This is a genomic window from Bacillus sp. FSL R5-0512, from assembly GCF_038593295.1.
In the GTDB taxonomy this organism is placed as follows: domain Bacteria; phylum Bacillota; class Bacilli; order Bacillales; family Bacillaceae; genus Bacillus; species Bacillus safensis.
In genome coordinates this window covers 1,085,728-1,104,880 of record NZ_CP151982.1, presented here as the reverse complement: position 1 = coordinate 1,104,880, position 19,153 = coordinate 1,085,728, and the positions used below count along the sequence as shown (strand labels likewise).

The following is a 19,153-nucleotide window of genomic DNA, read 5'->3' as shown; positions in this document are numbered from 1 at the left end:
TCTGTTTATCGACCGCCGCTTTCTCAGAAAGTATTACGCTTCGTATTTTTTGAAAATAATTGTCGCATTATGCCCGCCAAAACCAAGTGAGTTACTTAAAGCCACTTGTACTTCTTTTGAACGTGCTTCATTTGCTACATAATCAAGATCACATTCTTCATCCGGTGTTTCAAGATTAATGGTTGGAGGAAGGACGCTGTCTTTAATCGCAAGAACAGAGAAAATGGCTTCTACTCCGCCTGCTGCGCCAAGTAAGTGACCTGTCATTGATTTTGTCGAACTGATCGCAAGCTGGTTCGCATGCTCTCCGAACACTTCTTTAATCGCCATTGTTTCAAATTTATCATTGTAAGGTGTGCTTGTACCGTGGGCATTGATATAATCAATATCTTCCACAGACAACCCTGCATCTCGAATCGCTTCTTTCATTGCACGGACGCCGCCTTCTCCATTTGGAGCTGGTGCTGTAATATGGTAGGCATCTCCAGTTGAACCATAACCAACGATTTCTGCATAAATGGTCGCACCACGTTTTAAGGCATGCTCAAGTTCTTCAAGAACAATAATCCCTGCACCCTCACCCATGACAAATCCGTCACGGTTTTTGTCGAACGGACGGCTTGCTGTCTTTGGATCAGGATTTGTCGAAAGGGCTTTGTTCGCACAGAAACCTGCAAACGACATTTTTGTTAATGGCGCTTCTGTTCCGCCTGTGATCATTGCATCTGCATCTCCGCGCTGAATAACTTTAAATGCATCACCAATCGAGTTTGTTCCTGTTGCACATGCTGTCACCGTACAAGAGTTAACCCCTTTTGCGCCAAGTGCAATAGAGATTTGGCCTGTCGCCATATCAGGAATCATCATTGGGACGAAGAATGGACTGACGCGTCTTGCCCCTTTATTTGAATACACTTCGAACTGCTCTTCAAATGTTTCAAGCCCGCCAATACCAGACCCAACCCATACACCAACACGCGGTGCGATTTCATCTGTGATTTCAAGACGTGAATCTTCCAGCGCTTTTTGAGCTGCAACGACTGCATATTGTGTGAAGCGTGCCATTTTCCGCGCTTCTTTTTTCTCCATGTAATCTTCAATGTTAAAATCTTTTAGTTCTGCCGCTACTTTTGCGGTATATTCACTTGAATCGACACGTGTAATCGGTCCAACCCCTGATACACCCGCTAAAGCATTTTTCCATGTTGACTCTACATCGTTGCCAAGAGGTGTCAAAGCACCTAATCCTGTAACAACTACTCGTTTCTTATCCATTAATTTGTGCACCCCACTCTTTTATCGGCCCCATCGCATAGCGATTGCGCCCCAAGTTAATCCGCCACCAAAACCAACCATTACAATCACATCGCCGTCATGAATTTTTCCGGCTTCGATTTCTTCACATAGTGAAATTGGAATGGATGCTGCTGATGTGTTTCCGTATTTATGAACCGTCTTCGACATTTTTTCAACTGGAAGCTCTAAGCGTTCGCGTGCTGCTTCCATAATGCGAATATTTGCTTGATGCGGGATCAAGAAATCAACGTCTTCTTTTGATAGTCCAGCTTTTTCAATGACATTTACACTTGACTCTCCCATTTGTCTTACAGCAAATTTAAATACTTCTCGTCCATTCATGATTGTATGATCTTTTTCATCTAAGTACAAGTGCTTCCCGCCGCTTCCATCTGCTCCAAGTTCAAATGATAGAATTCCTTTGCCTTCGCTGACTTCTCCCAGCACAGCAGCTCCAGCTCCATCTCCAAACAAAACAGCAGTATTACGGTCATCCCAGTCTGTAATGCGAGAAAGCTTTTCTACACCGACAACAAGCACGTGTTTGTAAGTTCCTGATTCGATAAATTGTTTTCCAGTAACAAGCCCATACATAAAGCCAGCACACGCAGCGCTAATATCCATTGCACATGCTTTATGTGCACCGAGCTGCTCTTGAATCATGCAAGCAACTGTCGGAAATGCTTGATCTGGCGTGACTGTCGCCACAAGAATCATATCGATATCTTCTGCAGCCACATCTGCGGCAGCTAATGCTTTTTTTGCAGCAGCAAGCGCCATATGAGATGTATTGACATCATCAGATGCAATTCTTCTTTCTTCTATACCTGTTCTAGTACGAATCCACTCGTCAGAAGTTTCAACCATTTTTTCTAAATCATGATTTGTTAATACTTTTTCAGGTATATAGCGGCCAAGGCCAATAATTCCAGCATTCATTGAATAAGACTCCTTTTACTCATACGAGCATGTGATATTGTGATCTTATATTAGTATCTGGTACTAATTTTACCTTATTTTTTTCTTCTTGGCAATACAAACGTCTAACCTTTCCTCTCACTTTTTTCATAGATTAATGATATATACCAATAGTAGAAAGGAACATGTGATATGGCACAAAAAGATATTTTCTCAGCAATGATGTTTGGACAGCCGATTGAGAAGGAGAAAAGCAAGACAGAGGCAAAGGAGGAACGTGCGGAGACATCTTCAAGTGAGGATTCAATTGACTACATGCATGTCATGAATCAAATTGGGAACATTATGAACTCCATTGATGAGCTGAAGCCTGTGTTTAAAGATGTTGGCCCTATGATTAGTGCCTTCAAGAAAAAATTATCATAAAAAAAGCCACTATTCTGTGGCTTTTTCTGATTCTGCATCTGCTTTTCCAAGCTCGTATGCTTCCTGCATGACAGATGTAAATAATGTTAGAAGCGGCTGAAGTGCTTCAGGGTCAAGCTGAATCCCTGCTTTATCTAACTCTTCCTTCGCCTGCGGAAAATACTTCATGGCAATTTGTAAAAATTCCATCGATTTTTCGTGCTGCATGTCGTCTCCTCACTTTTCATTTGGCAGTTTTCCGGTTTTTTTGTAAGACGCAATATCACTTTCAATGTCTTTCACAAAAGCGTCGTCAATGGTGGAGCTAAATTTCCCCATCTCGACCACTCCTTCTTTAAAATCAAAGGAGTACTCATCTTGTTCATTTAGCTTGCCTTCATTAAACTTCTTTGCAATGATACTGTACGCCTTATCAACATGCTGTACAGTGCTCGTTAAAACTGTATGGCTGCCGAGGTTGGATTGATCGGTGACGTATCCGATCGCTGATAAATTATCGGCTTTGATTTGTTCAATGACAGGGATATTATAACCATCACCTGCTGGATACAAAACATCAACGCCCTGTTTTTTTAATTTTTGATAGAGCTCCACCGCTTTGTCAGCATCATCCCAGTTTTCGACAAACTCTGCTAATACTTGTACATGTTCATCTTGATATTTTGCTCCTTTGATAAAGCCGTCTACTTCACTTTGCCAATCATATGTAGCAAGAATACCAATCTTTTTTGTTTTTGACATATGTGCAGCTGTCATGCCTCCGAAAAAGCCCATCGCTTCACCTTTAAACGTCACGTTTGTGACATTGCCCGCCTGAGGCTTGTTTCCATTGACCGTAATAAATTGTATGTTTGGATAATCTTCACTGATCAAGTTAAAAATTTCACTGTATTCATTGCCATGGCCAATAATTAAATTGACTCCTTTTTTATGGAATTCTTCAATGGCATCAACGATTTTCTCCTTGTCGACCATTCCTTCCTTATAATAAACATCTACACCAAATGTTGATTGGATACTTAATAAGCCTTTATAACCTTTCGTTCCCCAAACTTGATCATTGATCGTATCGGGGACGAGTAAACCCACCTTCTCAATTTTTCCTTTTAAAGGCGCCTGCGAGCAGGCAGTTAATAGAAGAAGGAACGAAAAGATCATGACAAGCCGCTGGTACTTCATGCCATGTTCAACTCCCTTTTGCAACATGCAGTGATGAACCTGTATGTTAAATATAGGTTTATTTTATACTGAAAAAAGATAAGATGGAAGATCATTCTTGCTTTTTGTCGAAAAATGTTGAGTTTTGTCTTTTCCATTCTACAATCATGTCTTCTGCTTGTTTGTCATCTGTTTGGCTTTCTACCTTCAATTCATACGTCATGTCCTGTCTTTGACCTGTGTCCGAAGCCCATTGTAACAATTCCTTTGCCACATCTTCTACAAAAAGTGAATCTGCACGCTTTGTTTGATCTTCATTGAGTGTCCATGGTCCGAACATGCGAGGAAGAATAACTGCCGGCACATTCTGTTTCGCTGATTCGTTTTCAGGTTTTTCATAAAGAATCTGGTACATGCCATGCTCTGCTTTGATGTCTTTCTGCCTGTTATGCGGTTCCTCTGATTGAATAAAAATGAGGTCATACGTGTCTTTGCTATCCTGAAGGTCAATGACACGAACGAGATCATTTCTGCCCAGCCACATCATCCGCTCTTCTAACAGTGCCTTTTGTTCTTCTTTAAGATCATGAGGACGCGTGATATCCACTTGAATGCCCTCTTTCATCATATATTCACAAAGTGTCAGGCCAAAAAACTCATCTGCCCCTATGATCAGTCCTGTTTCCATGTTCACGTCCCCTTTTTTAATATCGAATAAAAAGAAGAGCCCTTTCTATGAAGGGCTGTTATCATCCTATTCATCACAATTCTCTTTCATGCGATTTATAAAACTTGTGAATGGATTGAAAGATTCTTCTCGGATGATCAAACATATGCAGCGTGAGATCGACCTGACAATGTTCTGGATTTTTCATATGCTGATCAATAAAAGGCTTTGCGTGAAGTTCATATGCATAAGGTGCGCCGTTTAGCCTTTGCCATATATGAATCGGTACATGAGCAGAATGAACAGGACAAGAAGGCAGTGGATACGTTTCAGCTTCCTTTTCAGAACAGCCATAGCTCTCTGCTAACTCTTTGAGCAGCTGCTTATAAAAGAATTTGTGTTCCTTTTCTCTTTCTCGTTGTGCATCCAGATTCAGACATGGATTCACCATCGCAATGGACCTTAGTACTTCAGGCATCTCCTCAGCAAGGCTCATAGCAACAAGTGCACCCATTCCCTCTGCGAGCACATGAATTTCCCGGTTTAATATTTCTTGTTTTAGTGTGTGATGCACGAGCTGCTTGGCACTAAAAACAGCATCTTCGCATCCCCAGTGATTCCCATGAAGATGACTATTAAACAATGTATATCCTTCATCCTTTAAGGCAGTTAAAAGCTGGTTTCTTCCATAATGCTGAAGCCAGAATGATGTATTTTCCTGCACAAAGTGATTTCGGTCACCGAGGATTAGAATGCCAAAGCCATTTGGTTTTTGAGGAAGGTGAATGATGTTCCACTGGGAACCAAGCTGGAAAAAACGTTCGCTTACACCCATATGGCCAGCCTCCTTTCAGTGATTCTGCTTTCTATGATATGAACAACAACTCTTGTAGGAATAAGGAAATCCCCTAAAGACAGAAGAATTCTTTTTATTTTTATAGCAGAAGGTCTTAAAATGGTCACATAAAGGCGGAAAACAGTCTTTTCCCTTCACTTGCATCTATGGTATGATAATCAATAGATTGTTACATAAAGGACGGTGGGATTATGCATTATATTATCACCCTCATTTGGACTTTTCTGCTGACACATATGGCTGGTTACATCGTTGCCTCTATGAATGGAGCTGCTTATGATTTTACGCTCACTTCCATTCTTGCAGTTGTGTTTACGGTTATTTTATTCATCTTTGCTGAAGTAAGTCCAATGAAAGAAACGGAAAGTTCAACAAAACATTCTTAATATGACTTGTGAAAAAGAGCTAAATTGATGTTTAGCTCTTTTTTCTTTCTTTTCAGAGTGATTGCGGCACGCTAAAACCCCCTGCCTTAAACATACAGGGGGTTTTTATTGTTTATACCTCGACGGTTTCGGACTTCTGTTTGTCTTGAGTCAAATGGCTTTTCGCAAGCCCTGTAAACAGGAAGATCGCGATACCTGATAAAATTTCAAGGATTCCTCCGCCAGCAATGACAGGTCCCGCTCCAAATCTTTCTGCCAGGACGCCTGATACGACAGCTGCAAGCGGGAGAAAGACATTTGATGAGGCATTGATCACAGCATATACTTGCGGCTGATCCTCTTGGTCAACAGATGTTTGAATAATGACCATTTCCGGCACATTGATCGCACTGACAGCAGCTCCGAAAATAAAGGAAGCAAGCAGAACAACCGGCAGCCATGTACTCATCCCTGTCATAAAGAATGCAGCCCCTTCAATCATGCCAGCGACAATAAAGAACAAACCAAATCTCTTAATTTTCACCTTTGCCAGAGCAAAGCCCATCATAAACGCGCCAACTGCGGCAACACCTCTTAAAATGGAATACACCATGGAGTCGCTTTGCAGCGCTTCTGCTACGTATACCGCTGACAGTGCCTGCCACGGAGCTGCTGCGACATTCATTAAGATACAATACAGCGTGAGCGCAAATAAAATGTGATGGTTTTTGACAACGAGAAACCCTCTTTTTAAGTTATACAAATATGTATTCTTCGCTTGTTTAATGCCCGCTGCTTTTTCTTCATCGGTTTTCTTTAGTTTGACCCCGATAATAAACAGACCAGAAATCACAAATAAAGCAGTGGTGATCAGCAGAGTATCTGCAGGTCCAATTAATTTAACCAAAAGACCAGCTACCATGACTGCTGCAAGTGCAACAATCTCAAAAGAAGATTGCAGGATTGCATTTGCTTTTTGAATGAGATGCTTTGGAACAATCTGCGGTAAGATCGCCACCGAAGCTGGATTATATGCTGCACCTGTTGCCGATTGAATAACCATTAATGAAATCAATAACCATAGAGGCAATAGATGCGAAAAGTGCAGAAGTGGAATAATGAGTACAATTGTTGCTCGAACAACATCTGAAGCGAACATCCATTTAGACAAATGGTGCTTTTTCATAAGAGGTCCTAAAATTGGGGCTAACAAAGATGAAGGGAGAACCGTTACTGCTAGAAGAAGTCCTGTACCGAGCGCTCCATCCCCTCTTAAAATCAATAGCCAAAGGACGGATGTAAAAGCAAAACTTTCCCCTGTGTTTTTAATGAGTCTTGATATGAATAATGAGGTGAAGCGTTTATTCCAAACACTTTCACTGAGATTCATCTTTTCCATCACACAAATCCTTTCAACAATATATTACATATTTTACCTTAAGTTCTCTTTTTTTCATACTATTTATTTGAAAATTTGAACTTAATTGTTTTTTATTATAAAGAAAAAAGAGGCATGACACATGCCTCTAAAGTCTTATTCCTGCTGACTCTTAGTCAATTGCTTACGGCTTTCTTTGGTAGGTCCAAACACGATTATGGTTCGAGTTATCAGGAAAGACGTCGCCTGCTTTAAGCTTAATCTTTAAAGGATCTTTCACCATACTGCCAGTTTCACCGATCTCGATATACACACCATTATTCGGTGCTTTATTCCCTGATTTAAACTGATGCTGCTGACCCATTTTCATCCTCCTTTCTCGATTGATGTTATTATGTCCCGTCCCTTGCCTCTCCAATCCTTTATGCAAAAAGTCCCTGCTCATACGAGTCAGGGACACTTGGATTTATTTGGATGTTTGATACATAAGTTCTTTCATTAACGCTTTTTGCACATGCAGGCGGTTTTCTGCCTGTTGAAATACTTTTGAGTGCGGCCCGTCAATAATATCTGCCGTCACTTCTTCCCCGCGATGTGCCGGGAGACAATGAAGGAAAATATAATCCTTTGCTGCATGACTCATCAGTTCGTTATTGACTTGATATTCTTTAAATTCAGCAAGACGTTTCTCTGTTTCTGCTTCCTGCCCCATGCTTGTAAACACATCTGAATAAATAACATCTGCATCTTTTACAGCTGCAACAGGATCTGTTGTCACGGTCACTTCTGCCCCTGATTGTTTTGCAAACTCACGGGCAGTGTCTGTGACTTCTTGAAGTGGTTCATAGCCTTTTGGTGATGCAACCGCAATGTCACAGCCTAGCTGCGCACAGCCGACCATCAAGGAGTGCGCCACGTTATTTCCGTCACCGATATAGGCCACTTTGATTCCTTTTAAAGTACCTTTTGTTTCTTTAATGGTTAATAAATCAGCAAGCGCCTGACATGGATGTGAGTAGTCGGTTAATCCATTAATGACTGGAATAGACGCGTATTGTGCAAGCTCTTCAACCTTCTCATGTTCAAAGGTTCGAATCATAATACCGTCGACATAACCAGACAGCACCTGCGCTGTATCACTGATGGTTTCTCCTCTGCCAATTTGCAAATCATTTGAGCTGAGGAAGAGCGCATGTCCTCCTAGCTGCGTCATCCCCGCTTCAAACGAGACACGGGTTCTAGTTGAAGATTTTTCAAAGATCATCGCTAACGTTTTTCCTTTGAATAAATCTTGATATGGGTTTTGTTTCATTTCTTCCGCTTTTTCAATTAAATATGCAATCTCATGGATTGAGAAATCTTTTAATGATAAAAAGTCTTTTCCGTATAATGCCGGTTGCACGTCGACTTGACTCATGCCGTCACTTCCTTTTTATATAATTCATGGAGCGATACTGGTGATACATCTCCATTTTTTCCTTGCAGGAATGCTTGAACTGTTTCATATTCGGTTAGGACTTGAACGCCGTGTGTGAGTGCTTTTACACGCTGCTCTTTTGCCTCTTCATCTTCTCCTAAATGAATATGAAGGGATTTATCTTCATTCTGCAGCCAAGATTCAAAGCTGCCAGTCCAGACGTCAAAGCCTGCATGCTTCGCTTCATCTATCAATTGCTCGCTGCCTTGTATAAAAAGGCTTCCTTTTTGCTTCCAGATCGGCGCAAATACTTTTTTCAAGGCGCTTTCGGCGTTCTTGCCTACACACATTCCTTCTCCTGTCGCTTTCATTTCAGGTGTCAGCTTGAGGTCGATATCTTGAATGGCATGTGATGAGAACACTGGGAATTTGACCGCTGTCCCCCCTTTGTTTTTCGTTGCAGGGTTTAGTTCTTCAAGCGATGCACCAGCTAATAATTGAGTGGCCATTGGGATCATATCAATGCCCATTACCTTACTGACGACTGGTACAGTCCGGCTTGCCCGCGGATTCACTTCTAATACAAGCGCCTGATCCCCTTTGATGACAAATTGGATATTCATAATGCCCTTGAATGATAATTTCTTCGCTATTTGTTCAGACGCGGTATGCACCTGCTGTTTGATGTCTTCACTGATTGAGATACTTGGTAAAATGGCAAAACTGTCACCTGAGTGCACGCCCGCTTTCTCAATATGTTCTACGATGGTTGGAATGAACGCCTTTTTTCCGTCAGAAATAAGATCGACTTCAATTTCTTTTCCCGTGACATACTCATCAATTAAGATTGGGTATGGCAAATGATCTGGCTGATCAAGCAGTGATGCCAAATGTGCTTCTGACTGAACAACGATCATTCCCATTCCGCCAATGACATATGATGGGCGAATTAATACAGGGTAACCGATGCTTTTCGCATGTACGAGTGCTTCTTCTTTTGAATGAGCCGTATCTCCTTTTGCGTGAGGAAGATTCAGTTCATCAAGAAGCTGATAGAATAAATCGCGGTCTTCAAGTGCATCCAGCGTATCAAAGGACGTACCTAACAATGTGACACCGGCTTTTTCTAAGCCTTCTGCGACGTTAATCGCAGTCTGTCCGCCAAATTGGACAATGACAAAATCAATTTGTTCTGCTTCCACAACGTTTAGGATGTGCTCTAATGTAATCGGCTCAAAATATAAACGATCTGCAATCTCATAATCAGTACTGACTGTTTCTGGATTGTTGTTCATCATGATGGTTTCAAATCCAAGCTTTTGCAAGGTCAGAACGCCATGAACAGCGCTATAATCAAACTCGACCCCCTGCCCGATTCGAATCGGACCAGAGCCAATGATGAGTGCACGCTGCTTTGTTTTTTCTTGATGTTCACCATCGCTTTTGCCGAAGTAGGTGGAATAGAAGTAATTCGTTTTAGCATCAAATTCCGCCGCACATGTGTCGACAATTTTAAATGAAGCAGCAATGCCGTATTCTTGACGAAGCTGCCTGATTGACTCTTCCGTGTGACCCGTAAGAAGAGCAATCGTTTCATCAAGGAAACCCTTTTCCTTTACCTTTTTCAAGGTATCTTTTGATAGCGTCCCCTTATGATCTTTCAATTCTTGTTCGAGCGTAATCATATTCTGGAACACATGTAAGAAGAATCGATCGATTTTCGTCGTTTGATGAATCGTTTCAACCGTTTCTTGTCTTGAAAGAAGCTCCATAACAGCGAAAAACCGGCGATCGTCTGGTGTTTTGATAAGTTCAAATAAAAGTTCTGTCGATTGCTCTTTCAGTTCTGGCAGATGGAAGCCCTTCGTTTTAATTTCAAGTGATGCAACTGCTTTTTGAATGGCTGACTCTAAATTCCGATCAATCGCCATGACTTCACCAGTCGCCTTCATTTTTGTGCCTAATTGACGGTCTGCCTGTTTAAATTTGTCAAACGGCCAGCGCGGGAATTTCACGACAACATAATCGAGTGCCGGCTCAAAACTAGCATAGGTTGTACCTGTAAGCGGGTTTTTCAATTCGTCTAGCGTATAACCCACCGCAAGCTTAGCTGCCATTTTCGCAATCGGATAGCCTGTTGCTTTTGATGCAAGAGCAGAAGAACGGCTGACCCGAGGATTCACCTCAATGACAAAGTATTCTTTACTGAGTGGATCAAGGGCAAATTGAATGTTGCAGCCGCCGACTACATCCAGCGCTGAAATGATTTTCAGGCTTGCAGAACGGAGCATTTGATAATCCTGATCCGTTAATGTTTGGGAAGGTGCAACGACAATCGAGTCTCCTGTATGCACACCAACTGGATCGATATTTTCCATGTTGCATACCGTGATACACGTATTTTGACGGTCTCTCATGACCTCATATTCGACTTCTTTAAAGCCAGCTATGCTTTTTTCAACTAAACACTGGTGAATCGGACTCGCTAAAAGAGCTCCTTCAATGAGCGGCTTAAACGCCTCCTCTGTTAGAGCGATTCCGCCGCCTTTACCGCCAAGTGTGTATGCTGGTCTTAGGATGACTGGGAAGCCGACTTCTTTTGCAAATTGAAGAGCATCAACCGCATTATCCACAATTTCACTATCTGGCACAGGTTCGTTCAAATGCTTCATGAGAGCACGGAATTTCTCTCGATCTTCACCGTTTTCAATGGTTTCAACTGACGTTCCGAGCAGGGTCACCCCATGCTTTTTCAGCACACCGGCTTTTTCTAACTCGACAGCAAGGTTTAAAGCCGTCTGTCCGCCAAGGTTGGCTAAAAGACCATCTGGTTTTTCCTTTTCAATAATTCTTGTCACTGAATCAACTGAAAGCGGTTCAAAATAGATTTCATCAGCAAATGACTCGTCTGTCATAATGGTTGCTGGGTTATTATTCACTAAGATGACTTTGTAGCCTTCTTCTTTTAAGGCCATACATCCTTGTGTTCCTGAGTAATCAAATTCTGCTGCCTGACCAATGATGATTGGACCAGACCCGATGACTAGAATGGTTTGTATGCTTTGATCTTTAGGCATGTGCGACTTCTCTCCTTGCTTGTTTCACTTTCTCAATAAAATCATCGAATACCCATTCACTTTCAGCAGGCCCTGGGTGTGCTTCTGGATGAAATTGAACTGACATAATCAGCTTTTCTTTATGAATGAATCCTTCTACAGATCCATCATTGACATGAAGGAATTTCACATCCACTTCTTTGTCATTCATGCTTTTTTCATTCACAACATAGCTATGGTTCTGACTTGTCATAAAGACACGTTTGGATTCTGTATCCTGGACAGGATGATTCGCTCCCCTGTGGCCAAATGGCAGCTTATACGTATCTCCGCCAAGTGCAAGAGCGATTAATTGGTGACCTAGGCAGATCCCAAGTGTCGGAAATGACATCATGATGTCATGAATTGTTTTTAAATACGGTGTCATGGTTTTCGGGTCTCCAGGTCCGTTTGACAAGAGGATCGCATCCGGCTTGATCTCAAATACCTTTTCCATTTGTTTATATGGAATGACGGTTACTTTACAGCCGCGCGCTGCAAGCGAATCTGCAATTGATTTTTTAAAGCCAAAATCAATGAGCGCCACATGTTCCTCACCGCTGCCTTGTGTGTAAATCTCACTATCTGTCACCTGTGCGACGACATTGTCTTGTTTCATTGCAGGCGGTGTTTCGTTTTCGTCTACACTGAGCACAGCGTTCATCGTTCCATTTGCCCGGATGTTTTGCACAACTGCGCGCGTATCTGTATGTGTCAGAAGCGGGATATTCCACTTTTGTAAATAATCTTTTAAGCTGACCGCTGCAAGATGATGTGAAAAATGCTCTGCTGCCTCGTAAACAACTACCGCTTTTACTTGAGGCTTCTTGCTCTCAAAGTCTTCATGGTTAATGCCGTAATTTCCGATCAGCGGATAAGTGAAAACAATGATTTGACCTTTATAGGAAGGATCTGTGAGCACCTCTTGATAACCTGTCATACCTGTAAAAAAGACCACTTCACCTGTGATGCCAGCTTCTCCTGTCAGATCTCCTTCAAAAGAGGCTCCATCTTCTAAATTTAAATAACCCTTCATGCTTATGTCACCCCAAAATTGAATAATTAATGATATAAATGCATTTTTATACGTTTGTTTGTAAAAAAAATTTACACCGAAACTGTTTTATTGGCTAATACTTGAACAATTGTTTCGATCGCTTGATCCAGCTCTGCTTTCTTCACATTCAGCGGAGGTAATAAACGAATGACATTCGGACCAGCTGGAAGCACCAGCAGCCCTTGTTCTCTAAGAGCTGTGATATAGCCGGCGACTGGCTGATCACATTCAATACCTGCCATCAATCCTTTTCCCCGCACTTCTTTTACGATATTCAGCTGTTTGACATTTTGCAGCTTTTCTAACAGGTAATCACCCTTTTCTTTCACTTCTGAAAGAAACTCTTCTTTGAAAATGACATCGAGTGTCGCATTCACAGCCGCCATGGCAAGCATATTTCCACCAAATGTTGTACCATGTGAACCTGGCGAGAATGCATCTCCTAGAGCTTTTTTCCCTATGACTGCACCAACTGGAAAGCCGCTTCCTAACCCTTTTGCCGAAGTGATAATATCAGGGTCAAGACACGTCTCTTCGTACGCAAATGCTGTTCCTGTTCGACCGATGCCGGTTTGGATTTCATCTACAATCAGCAGTGCTTCATGCTTTTTGCAAAATGCTTGAACGGCTTCTAGAAATTCTGGTGTCGCTGGATTCACTCCACCTTCACCTTGCACAACCTCCAGCATCACCGCTGCCACATCATCGACTTCACACGCTGACATAGCGTCTGGATCATTAAACGGTACGTAGTGAAAGCCTTCTAGCATAGGACCAAAGCCAGTTTTGATTTTATCTTGACCGGTGGCAGCCATACCAGCATACGTGCGCCCATGGAAAGAGTGCAAAAATGTAATGATATTTGTTTTTCCTGTCGCCTTACGTGCTAATTTAATGGCACCTTCATTTGCCTCTGCCCCGCTATTGCAGAAAAACACGAGATCCCCTGAACTGTTTTCTGCCAGCTTTTCTGCTGCTTTTTCTTGCAGTCCATTTTCAAATAGATTTGATACATGCCAGACGTGGTCAAGCTGTTCCTTAATGGCTTCATTGACCTTTGGGTGATTGTGGCCTAAATTTGTAACCGCAATGCCTTGTATAAAGTCTAAATATTTTTTTCCATTTGTATCGACTGCCCAAGAACCTGCTGCCTCTTTAATTTCAACATTCCACCGTCCATAAGTTTGAAAGAGATGACTCACAGGACCGCCTCCTTTTGTTTCACAATTCTTGTTCCTTTAAAGGTTTCTCCTGTAAAGATACTGCCTTTGCCATTTACGATCATCACTTCATCCACATCACCTGATAAAGCACTCAATGCGGATTGTACTTTTGGAATCATTCCCCCGGAAATAATGCCTTCATCAATGAGTGAAAGGGCTTCTTGTTCGGTGACGACATCTAATAGTTCACCATTTTTTAAAATGCCTTCAACATCTGTAACAAACATAAGCTTATCAGCCTTCATGGCTCCGGCGACAGCTGATGCTGCTAAATCGGCATTCACATTTAAGGTTTGGCATTCTTCCGTCATAGACAGCGGCGCAATCACAGGAATGAATTGTTTTTCCATGAGTGCTTCTGCCATTTCTGGATGAACTTCTTTGATTTCACCAACGTACCCGTAAACGTCTTGATCAAGGAAATCGGCGACAAGCATCTGCCCATCTTTACCGGATACGCCGACAGATGAAATATCATGCTTTGCGAGCTCTGACACAAAGTATTTATTGACCGTTCCCGAGAGAACCATTTCGGCTACCTCTAACACAGGCTTCGTTGTTTTACGCTGCCCGTCAACAAATTCTGTTTTCACTTCTAATTTTTGCAGCATGTCGGTGATTTCAGGTCCTCCGCCATGCACGATAGCCAGTTTAAATCCAGCGGCTTGAAGTGAGCGGACATTTTCATAAAAGGTATCTGAAAGTTCTCGAATGACACTGCCTCCACACTTGAACACGATCGTTTTATTCATGTCTATCTCCTTCTTTATGTGCGATAGCTCGCGTTAATTTTCACATAATCATAGGTAAGGTCACAGCCCCATGCTGCTGCATCACCATTCCCCTCACTCATTTGAATGAAAATCGTAATCTCATCCTGCTCTAGGTATGCTTTTGCTTCCTCTTCTGAGAATGGCTGTGGTTCATTGTGTTTGAACAAACATTGACCGCCTAAATAGACTTCTACCTCTTCCGGTGTGACGGAAGCTGCGCTATGACCAATGGCACCAACGATTCGGCCCCAGTTGGCATCCGTACCATATACGGCAGTTTTAACAAGACTTGAACCAACGATTTTTTTCGCAATGATGCCGGCTTCCAAGTTATTTTTAGCACCAGCGACTTTCGCTTCAATTAATTTGGTTGCGCCTTCTCCATCTCTCGCAATCTCTTTGGCTAAATCCTCACAAGCTAGTTTTAATCCTTCTTTAAACAATGGCCATTCTGGATGCTCTTCATTTAGTGCATCGTTTTCTGCCATGCCATTTGCCATCACGAGCACCATATCGTTTGTCGAAGTTTCTCCGTCGACGGTAATTTGATTAAAGGTCACATCCGTAATGTCACGAAGCGCTTGCTGTAAGGCTTCCTGTTCAACATTTGCATCTGTTGTGACAAAGCCAAGCATTGTCGCCATGTTCGGGTGAATCATGCCAGATCCTTTTGCTGCTCCTGAAATGATAATCTCTTTTTCGTCTATCGTAAGAGTGTATGCTGTATTTTTAATGACAGTATCTGTCGTTAAGATCGCTTCTTCAAAATGGCCTTTTTCGGCTTTTGCTTCTTTTAACTCGGCGATGCCCTTTTTAATTTTATCCATCTCCAGACATTCTCCAATGACACCAGTAGAAGAAACAGCAATGTAATCAGGTGCTACACCTAACATATCTGCACAGGCTGCCTGCATGTCGTATGCATCTTTTAATCCCTGCTCACCAGTACATGCATTGGCGATAGCACTATTGACAATGACACCTTTTAATTGTCCTGTCTTTTTTAAGCTTTGTTGTGTGACTTTGAGAGGCGCAGCTTGAAAGTGACTTTGTGTGTAGACCGCTGCACTTGCTGCTGGTACTTCGCTGACGATGAGGCCAAGGTCTTTTTTTGAATAGCGCAAGCCAATGTGAATCCCCTTCGCTTCAAAGCCTTTTGGTGATGATACGTCACCGTCTATTTTGACAATGCTTTTTTCATTCAATTCGATCATGTTTGTTGTCTCCCCTGTTCTCTTATGGATAAAGAGGTGTCATTGTGAGGCCCGCCTCTTCATGTAAGCCTTTGATGATGTTGAAGTTTTGAACCGCTTGGCCGGCCGCGCCTTTCATGAGATTGTCTATGACCGACACGATTGTCAGTCTCCCTGTTCGCTCATCTAAATGAAAGCCAATATCACAGAAGTTACTGCCGTATACTTCTTTCGTTTGTGGATAAACGCCGTGATCTCTCACTCTGACAAAATAGGAATCTTCATAAAAGTCTTTCATTCGCTTCATCAATTCTTCTTTTGTGGCATCTGTTTTTAATTGTGTATACATCGTCGCCATAATCCCTCTTGTCATCGGGACAAGATGCGTAGAAAATGTGACGTTCGCCGTCTGCGGATTCCATTCTCTTAATATTTGCTCTATTTCTGGCGTATGCTGATGCTCATTCACCTTATAAATTTTAAAGTTATCGTTTAGTTCTGAAAAATGCGTGCCAAGCGAGGCAGATCGTCCGGCACCGGACACCCCTGTTTTTGCATCTATTATAATCATGGATTCATCGATGACATTCTGTTTGATGAGCGGTGCTAAACCGAGAAGAACTGCGGTAGGAAAGCAGCCCGGATTGGCAATCACTTCAGCCTGTTGAATTTTGTCACGATTCAGTTCGGATAAACCGTACACCGCTTGCTGGACAGATGCTGCATCTGCTGCCCTTCGTTTATACCAAGCTTCATAGGTTGCTCCATCTTGAATGCGCAAATCACCTGATAAATCAATGATCGGCACTCCTTGATTCATCAGCTTTGGTGTCAGTTCACTAGATACGCCTGCTGGTGTCGCTAAAAACACAGCATCTGTCTCTTGCACAATGGCAGCCGGGTCAATGGCTTTTAATGTTTGGTCGGTCATGTTTGTCAGATGCGGATAAGATTGACTGTATGATTGCCCATCACCACTTGATGAATACAATATACATTCCTCCACATGCGGGTGATGCTTGAAGATACGAACCAATTCCGCACCACCGTACCCTGTAGCACCTATAATACCTATTTTCAACGTCAATACACCCTCTTGATCTTTGTGAAATTATTTAACATTATAACATGTATAAAAATTAATTCAATTGTATATTTAATATTTGTTTTCATTTTTTTTCAACAAAAAAACCGCATATCTTCATGAGACATGCGGATTTATCTTTCGTTTTTGATATAGAGGACCATGAGTGCACTGCATAAATATAATATGGAGCTTGCATAAAAAATGAAGTAAACGGTAAAGAAATCAGCAAACAGGCCGCCAAGCATAATGGCAATGGATGAAAATAGGGCTGTCCAAAAATGATAGTGACCGACTTCTTTCATTCTTTTGTTCTTTGTTGTCAGATCAGTGACAAGCAGTTTCTCCCCATGTTTTTGAAAGCCGCCCAGCGCACCAAGTGCAAGCTGAATGATATACACTTGCTCCACTTCTGTTATATGCGGAAAAAGCAGCAAAAGAAACGCCATACCGAACGAATGAATGATTAAAAAGAGCCGCCTGTCGGTGGTTTCCGGCAGTTTTCCTAAAAGTAAATGAATAAACGCACCGCTTAAACCAAACAGACCATAGGCGAGTCCAAACTGTGAATAGCTTGATCCAACATTTTTAATAAAAAGAATGTAAAAGGGGAATATCAAACTGCTGGCGAAAAACAGCAGACTTTGAGAGTAGACGAACCATTTCATTGCTTTTGCATTCATTGTGTATTGTACCTCTCATAAAAGTAGTTGGTAAACGTGCCATCTGGATCTGCTTGTTTTTTCTTTTGGAAAAATACATCGGTTTTAGGATAAGCCCGCTTCATTTGCGCCTTCGTTTGATAAGGCATGTACGGTAAGTAATAGCTTCCATCGTGCCGCAGCGTGATATCTGTCATTTTTCGAATGATCCGCTCTGCTTCCGCCTTCTCTTCTTTTTCGAACCCGTAATTCACTAAAAGCACAAGGGCAAACATATCTTGTTTCGCATATGAGAGATCCGCTTTTTCATTTTTTTGAACGTAGCGGATTGTGATATTCATTAGATTCAAATCTTCCTGTTGTAAAAAGGCTCTCATGTCATCGATGTACGCACGAAAACGGTCAACTGGGACGAAATATTCCTGCAGCACATCTGTGTCTGACTCATTTTCATATTCCAAAAAGGCAGAATCAGAACGCATCACATTGTTTCTTGTGATCAACAGATCATTTTGACTTAGGAAATACTTCTTTTGCAAATTCCAGAGCAGATCTTTCCCCATATCAAATCTCCTTGAAAGGCCGAACATAAATTTCAATGGCATAACGAGTTGATCTTCTTTCAGCTCTTGATATGATTCGTTTTTTTGATCTGAAGAGAGGGAATAATTCGTCACATACATTTCTTTCAAAAAGTTTGTTTTTGCTGTTGAGATTCTGGCAAGATGCATGCGTACTTCTTTATTGTGTTTGACATGCTTTTGAAAATAATCCGTATACTCATCGTAATCTAGAGAGGTTGTCTCCATTTTATATAATTCATCTTTTGTTAAAGAAAGATCAGCATCTAAAATGACACCGAACAATCCGTATCCCCCAATGACCGCAGAAAACAAATCATCACCTGGCTTTACTGTGACAATCTCACCATTTGCTTTTAACAGCCTAAAGGAACGTACCGTATCAATGAGTGACCCGTAGCGAATGTCACGTCCATGTGCATTTGCACTTAAAGATCCGCCAATTGTAAAGATATTCTGCGATTGCATCACCTTCACAGCTAGGCCATATGGATTCACATATTTTTGTATATCATCCCATGTAGCACCGCTTTGAACGCGAATCGTTTTCTTTTTTGGATCAAACGCTAAAATCTGGCGGAATTCCGTCATATCGAGCACGATGCCGTTTTCATAATATGTGTGGCCGCCCATACTATGCTGTTTGCCGGCAATAGAAATCGGCAGGTGTTTAGCTTTTGCTTCTTTCAATACTTCTTTTAACGTGTCTATCTCTTTCCCTTGAACAACTTTTTTGATTTTGACAGGCATGAGATGACTGACATCAGTAAAAGCCTCAAGATCCTTTTTTTTGTGTACTTGGCCTTCTCGTATAGTGATTGATACAAGAAATGCAGCAGCATATACGATCAAAAGAACGATCCATAGCCATTTTTGTTTCATGATAGGTACTCCGTTCTATAAAATTACATCCATTATATCAAGCTACTCTCTTCCTCCGCCTTAATTTTTCATAAAAAAACCTGGCATGAGTTTAACTCATACCAGGCATTTTTCATTTTGTG

Annotated in this window: 19 protein-coding genes; 2 read left to right on the top strand and 17 right to left on the bottom strand. The window is 41.8% G+C overall.

The window, feature by feature from the left end:
- Window positions 1-33: 33 nt before the first annotated feature.
- Window positions 34-1,275: a beta-ketoacyl-ACP synthase II gene (gene fabF, locus NSQ25_RS05515; protein WP_034282078.1), complete on the bottom strand. Its 1,242-nt coding sequence runs from the start codon at window positions 1,273-1,275 to the stop codon at window positions 34-36.
- A gap of 21 nt (window positions 1,276-1,296) precedes the next feature.
- Entirely contained in the window at window positions 1,297-2,235 is a 939-nt protein-coding gene (locus NSQ25_RS05510; protein ID WP_034282079.1) for a beta-ketoacyl-ACP synthase III, read from the bottom strand.
- A gap of 171 nt (window positions 2,236-2,406) precedes the next feature.
- On the opposite strand from NSQ25_RS05510, the gene NSQ25_RS05505 reads away from it, so the two are divergent.
- Window positions 2,407-2,640 carry a hypothetical protein gene (locus NSQ25_RS05505; protein ID WP_034282082.1) on the top strand — a complete coding sequence of 78 codons (234 nt, stop codon included), beginning with the start codon at window positions 2,407-2,409 and terminating at the stop codon, window positions 2,638-2,640.
- A gap of 9 nt (window positions 2,641-2,649) precedes the next feature.
- Here NSQ25_RS05505 and NSQ25_RS05500 read toward each other — a convergent pair whose 3' ends face one another.
- The 4 genes from NSQ25_RS05500 to NSQ25_RS05485 form a co-directional block, all read right to left on the bottom strand.
- Entirely contained in the window at window positions 2,650-2,847 is a 198-nt protein-coding gene (locus NSQ25_RS05500) for a ComZ family protein (RefSeq protein WP_034282083.1), read from the bottom strand.
- Window positions 2,848-2,856: 9 nt separating this feature from the next.
- Window positions 2,857-3,819: a BMP family ABC transporter substrate-binding protein gene (locus tag NSQ25_RS05495; protein ID WP_326136664.1), complete on the bottom strand. Its 963-nt coding sequence runs from the start codon at window positions 3,817-3,819 to the stop codon at window positions 2,857-2,859.
- Between the two features lie 91 nt (window positions 3,820-3,910).
- The gene (locus NSQ25_RS05490; RefSeq protein WP_268421564.1) at window positions 3,911-4,486 is read right to left on the bottom strand and encodes a nad binding enzyme; all 576 of its coding nucleotides are present in this window, start codon (window positions 4,484-4,486) and stop codon (window positions 3,911-3,913) included.
- 73 nt (window positions 4,487-4,559) lie between these two features.
- A complete protein-coding gene (locus NSQ25_RS05485) occupies window positions 4,560-5,300 on the bottom strand; it encodes a hypothetical protein (RefSeq protein ID WP_024425057.1) in 741 nt (246 codons plus the stop codon).
- Between the two features lie 212 nt (window positions 5,301-5,512).
- Here NSQ25_RS05485 and NSQ25_RS05480 point away from each other — a divergent pair, with 212 nt between their 5' ends.
- Complete coding sequence (locus NSQ25_RS05480; RefSeq protein WP_003211779.1) at window positions 5,513-5,707, top strand: YjzD family protein; 195 nt, start codon at window positions 5,513-5,515, stop codon at window positions 5,705-5,707.
- 112 nt (window positions 5,708-5,819) lie between these two features.
- Here the strand turns inward: NSQ25_RS05480 and NSQ25_RS05475 are convergent, their stop codons facing one another.
- The 11 genes from NSQ25_RS05475 to NSQ25_RS05425 all read right to left on the bottom strand — a co-directional run bounded on the left by NSQ25_RS05475 (window position 5,820) and on the right by NSQ25_RS05425 (window position 19,031).
- Entirely contained in the window at window positions 5,820-7,085 is a 1,266-nt protein-coding gene (locus NSQ25_RS05475) for an MFS transporter (protein WP_041117120.1), read from the bottom strand.
- Between the two features lie 163 nt (window positions 7,086-7,248).
- On the bottom strand, window positions 7,249-7,428 hold the full coding sequence (locus tag NSQ25_RS05470; RefSeq protein WP_008348517.1) for a YjzC family protein: 180 nt from the start codon (window positions 7,426-7,428) through the stop codon (window positions 7,249-7,251).
- A 102-nt stretch (window positions 7,429-7,530) separates the two neighbouring features.
- Window positions 7,531-8,481, bottom strand: coding sequence for an ornithine carbamoyltransferase (gene argF / locus NSQ25_RS05465; RefSeq protein WP_211042916.1), 951 nt, complete (start codon window positions 8,479-8,481; stop codon window positions 7,531-7,533).
- Entirely contained in the window at window positions 8,478-11,558 is a 3,081-nt protein-coding gene (locus NSQ25_RS05460; protein WP_065214222.1) for a carbamoyl phosphate synthase large subunit, read from the bottom strand. Before NSQ25_RS05460 ends, argF begins: the two co-directional genes overlap by 4 nt.
- Window positions 11,551-12,612: a carbamoyl phosphate synthase small subunit gene (locus tag NSQ25_RS05455; protein WP_024425061.1), complete on the bottom strand. Its 1,062-nt coding sequence runs from the start codon at window positions 12,610-12,612 to the stop codon at window positions 11,551-11,553. The genes NSQ25_RS05460 and NSQ25_RS05455 overlap by 8 nt, the downstream gene beginning before the upstream one ends.
- Before the next feature lie 71 nt (window positions 12,613-12,683).
- On the bottom strand, window positions 12,684-13,835 hold the full coding sequence (locus NSQ25_RS05450) for an acetylornithine transaminase (protein ID WP_326136587.1): 1,152 nt from the start codon (window positions 13,833-13,835) through the stop codon (window positions 12,684-12,686).
- The gene (argB, locus tag NSQ25_RS05445; protein ID WP_025093396.1) at window positions 13,832-14,608 is read right to left on the bottom strand and encodes an acetylglutamate kinase; all 777 of its coding nucleotides are present in this window, start codon (window positions 14,606-14,608) and stop codon (window positions 13,832-13,834) included. Before argB ends, NSQ25_RS05450 begins: the two co-directional genes overlap by 4 nt.
- Window positions 14,609-14,622: 14 nt before the next feature.
- Complete coding sequence (argJ, locus tag NSQ25_RS05440) at window positions 14,623-15,843, bottom strand: bifunctional ornithine acetyltransferase/N-acetylglutamate synthase (protein WP_326136588.1); 1,221 nt, start codon at window positions 15,841-15,843, stop codon at window positions 14,623-14,625.
- 22 nt (window positions 15,844-15,865) lie between these two features.
- Window positions 15,866-16,903: an N-acetyl-gamma-glutamyl-phosphate reductase gene (gene argC, locus NSQ25_RS05435; protein ID WP_326136589.1), complete on the bottom strand. Its 1,038-nt coding sequence runs from the start codon at window positions 16,901-16,903 to the stop codon at window positions 15,866-15,868.
- A 137-nt stretch (window positions 16,904-17,040) separates the two neighbouring features.
- Window positions 17,041-17,589, bottom strand: a complete 549-nt coding sequence (locus NSQ25_RS05430) for an MFS transporter (RefSeq protein WP_034282100.1) — start codon at window positions 17,587-17,589, stop codon at window positions 17,041-17,043.
- Window positions 17,586-19,031, bottom strand: coding sequence for an FAD-binding oxidoreductase (locus NSQ25_RS05425; RefSeq protein WP_326136590.1), 1,446 nt, complete (start codon window positions 19,029-19,031; stop codon window positions 17,586-17,588). Before NSQ25_RS05425 ends, NSQ25_RS05430 begins: the two co-directional genes overlap by 4 nt.
- Window positions 19,032-19,153 lie beyond the last annotated feature (122 nt).

Coding starts and splice junctions, on each gene's coding strand:
- fabF (WP_034282078.1), bottom strand. CDS start 1,275: ATGGATAAGAAACGAGTAGTTGTTACAGGATTAGGTGCTTTGACACCT.
- NSQ25_RS05510 (WP_034282079.1), bottom strand. CDS start 2,235: ATGAATGCTGGAATTATTGGCCTTGGCCGCTATATACCTGAAAAAGTA.
- NSQ25_RS05505 (WP_034282082.1), top strand. CDS start 2,407: ATGGCACAAAAAGATATTTTCTCAGCAATGATGTTTGGACAGCCGATT.
- NSQ25_RS05500 (WP_034282083.1), bottom strand. CDS start 2,847: ATGCAGCACGAAAAATCGATGGAATTTTTACAAATTGCCATGAAGTAT.
- NSQ25_RS05495 (WP_326136664.1), bottom strand. CDS start 3,819: ATGAAGTACCAGCGGCTTGTCATGATCTTTTCGTTCCTTCTTCTATTA.
- NSQ25_RS05490 (WP_268421564.1), bottom strand. CDS start 4,486: ATGGAAACAGGACTGATCATAGGGGCAGATGAGTTTTTTGGCCTGACA.
- NSQ25_RS05485 (WP_024425057.1), bottom strand. CDS start 5,300: ATGGGTGTAAGCGAACGTTTTTTCCAGCTTGGTTCCCAGTGGAACATC.
- NSQ25_RS05480 (WP_003211779.1), top strand. CDS start 5,513: ATGCATTATATTATCACCCTCATTTGGACTTTTCTGCTGACACATATG.
- NSQ25_RS05475 (WP_041117120.1), bottom strand. CDS start 7,085: ATGGAAAAGATGAATCTCAGTGAAAGTGTTTGGAATAAACGCTTCACC.
- NSQ25_RS05470 (WP_008348517.1), bottom strand. CDS start 7,428: ATGGGTCAGCAGCATCAGTTTAAATCAGGGAATAAAGCACCGAATAAT.
- argF (WP_211042916.1), bottom strand. CDS start 8,481: ATGAGTCAAGTCGACGTGCAACCGGCATTATACGGAAAAGACTTTTTA.
- NSQ25_RS05460 (WP_065214222.1), bottom strand. CDS start 11,558: ATGCCTAAAGATCAAAGCATACAAACCATTCTAGTCATCGGGTCTGGT.
- NSQ25_RS05455 (WP_024425061.1), bottom strand. CDS start 12,612: ATGAAGGGTTATTTAAATTTAGAAGATGGAGCCTCTTTTGAAGGAGAT.
- argB (WP_025093396.1), bottom strand. CDS start 14,608: ATGAATAAAACGATCGTGTTCAAGTGTGGAGGCAGTGTCATTCGAGAA.
- argJ (WP_326136588.1), bottom strand. CDS start 15,843: ATGATCGAATTGAATGAAAAAAGCATTGTCAAAATAGACGGTGACGTA.
- NSQ25_RS05430 (WP_034282100.1), bottom strand. CDS start 17,589: ATGAATGCAAAAGCAATGAAATGGTTCGTCTACTCTCAAAGTCTGCTG.
- NSQ25_RS05425 (WP_326136590.1), bottom strand. CDS start 19,031: ATGAAACAAAAATGGCTATGGATCGTTCTTTTGATCGTATATGCTGCT.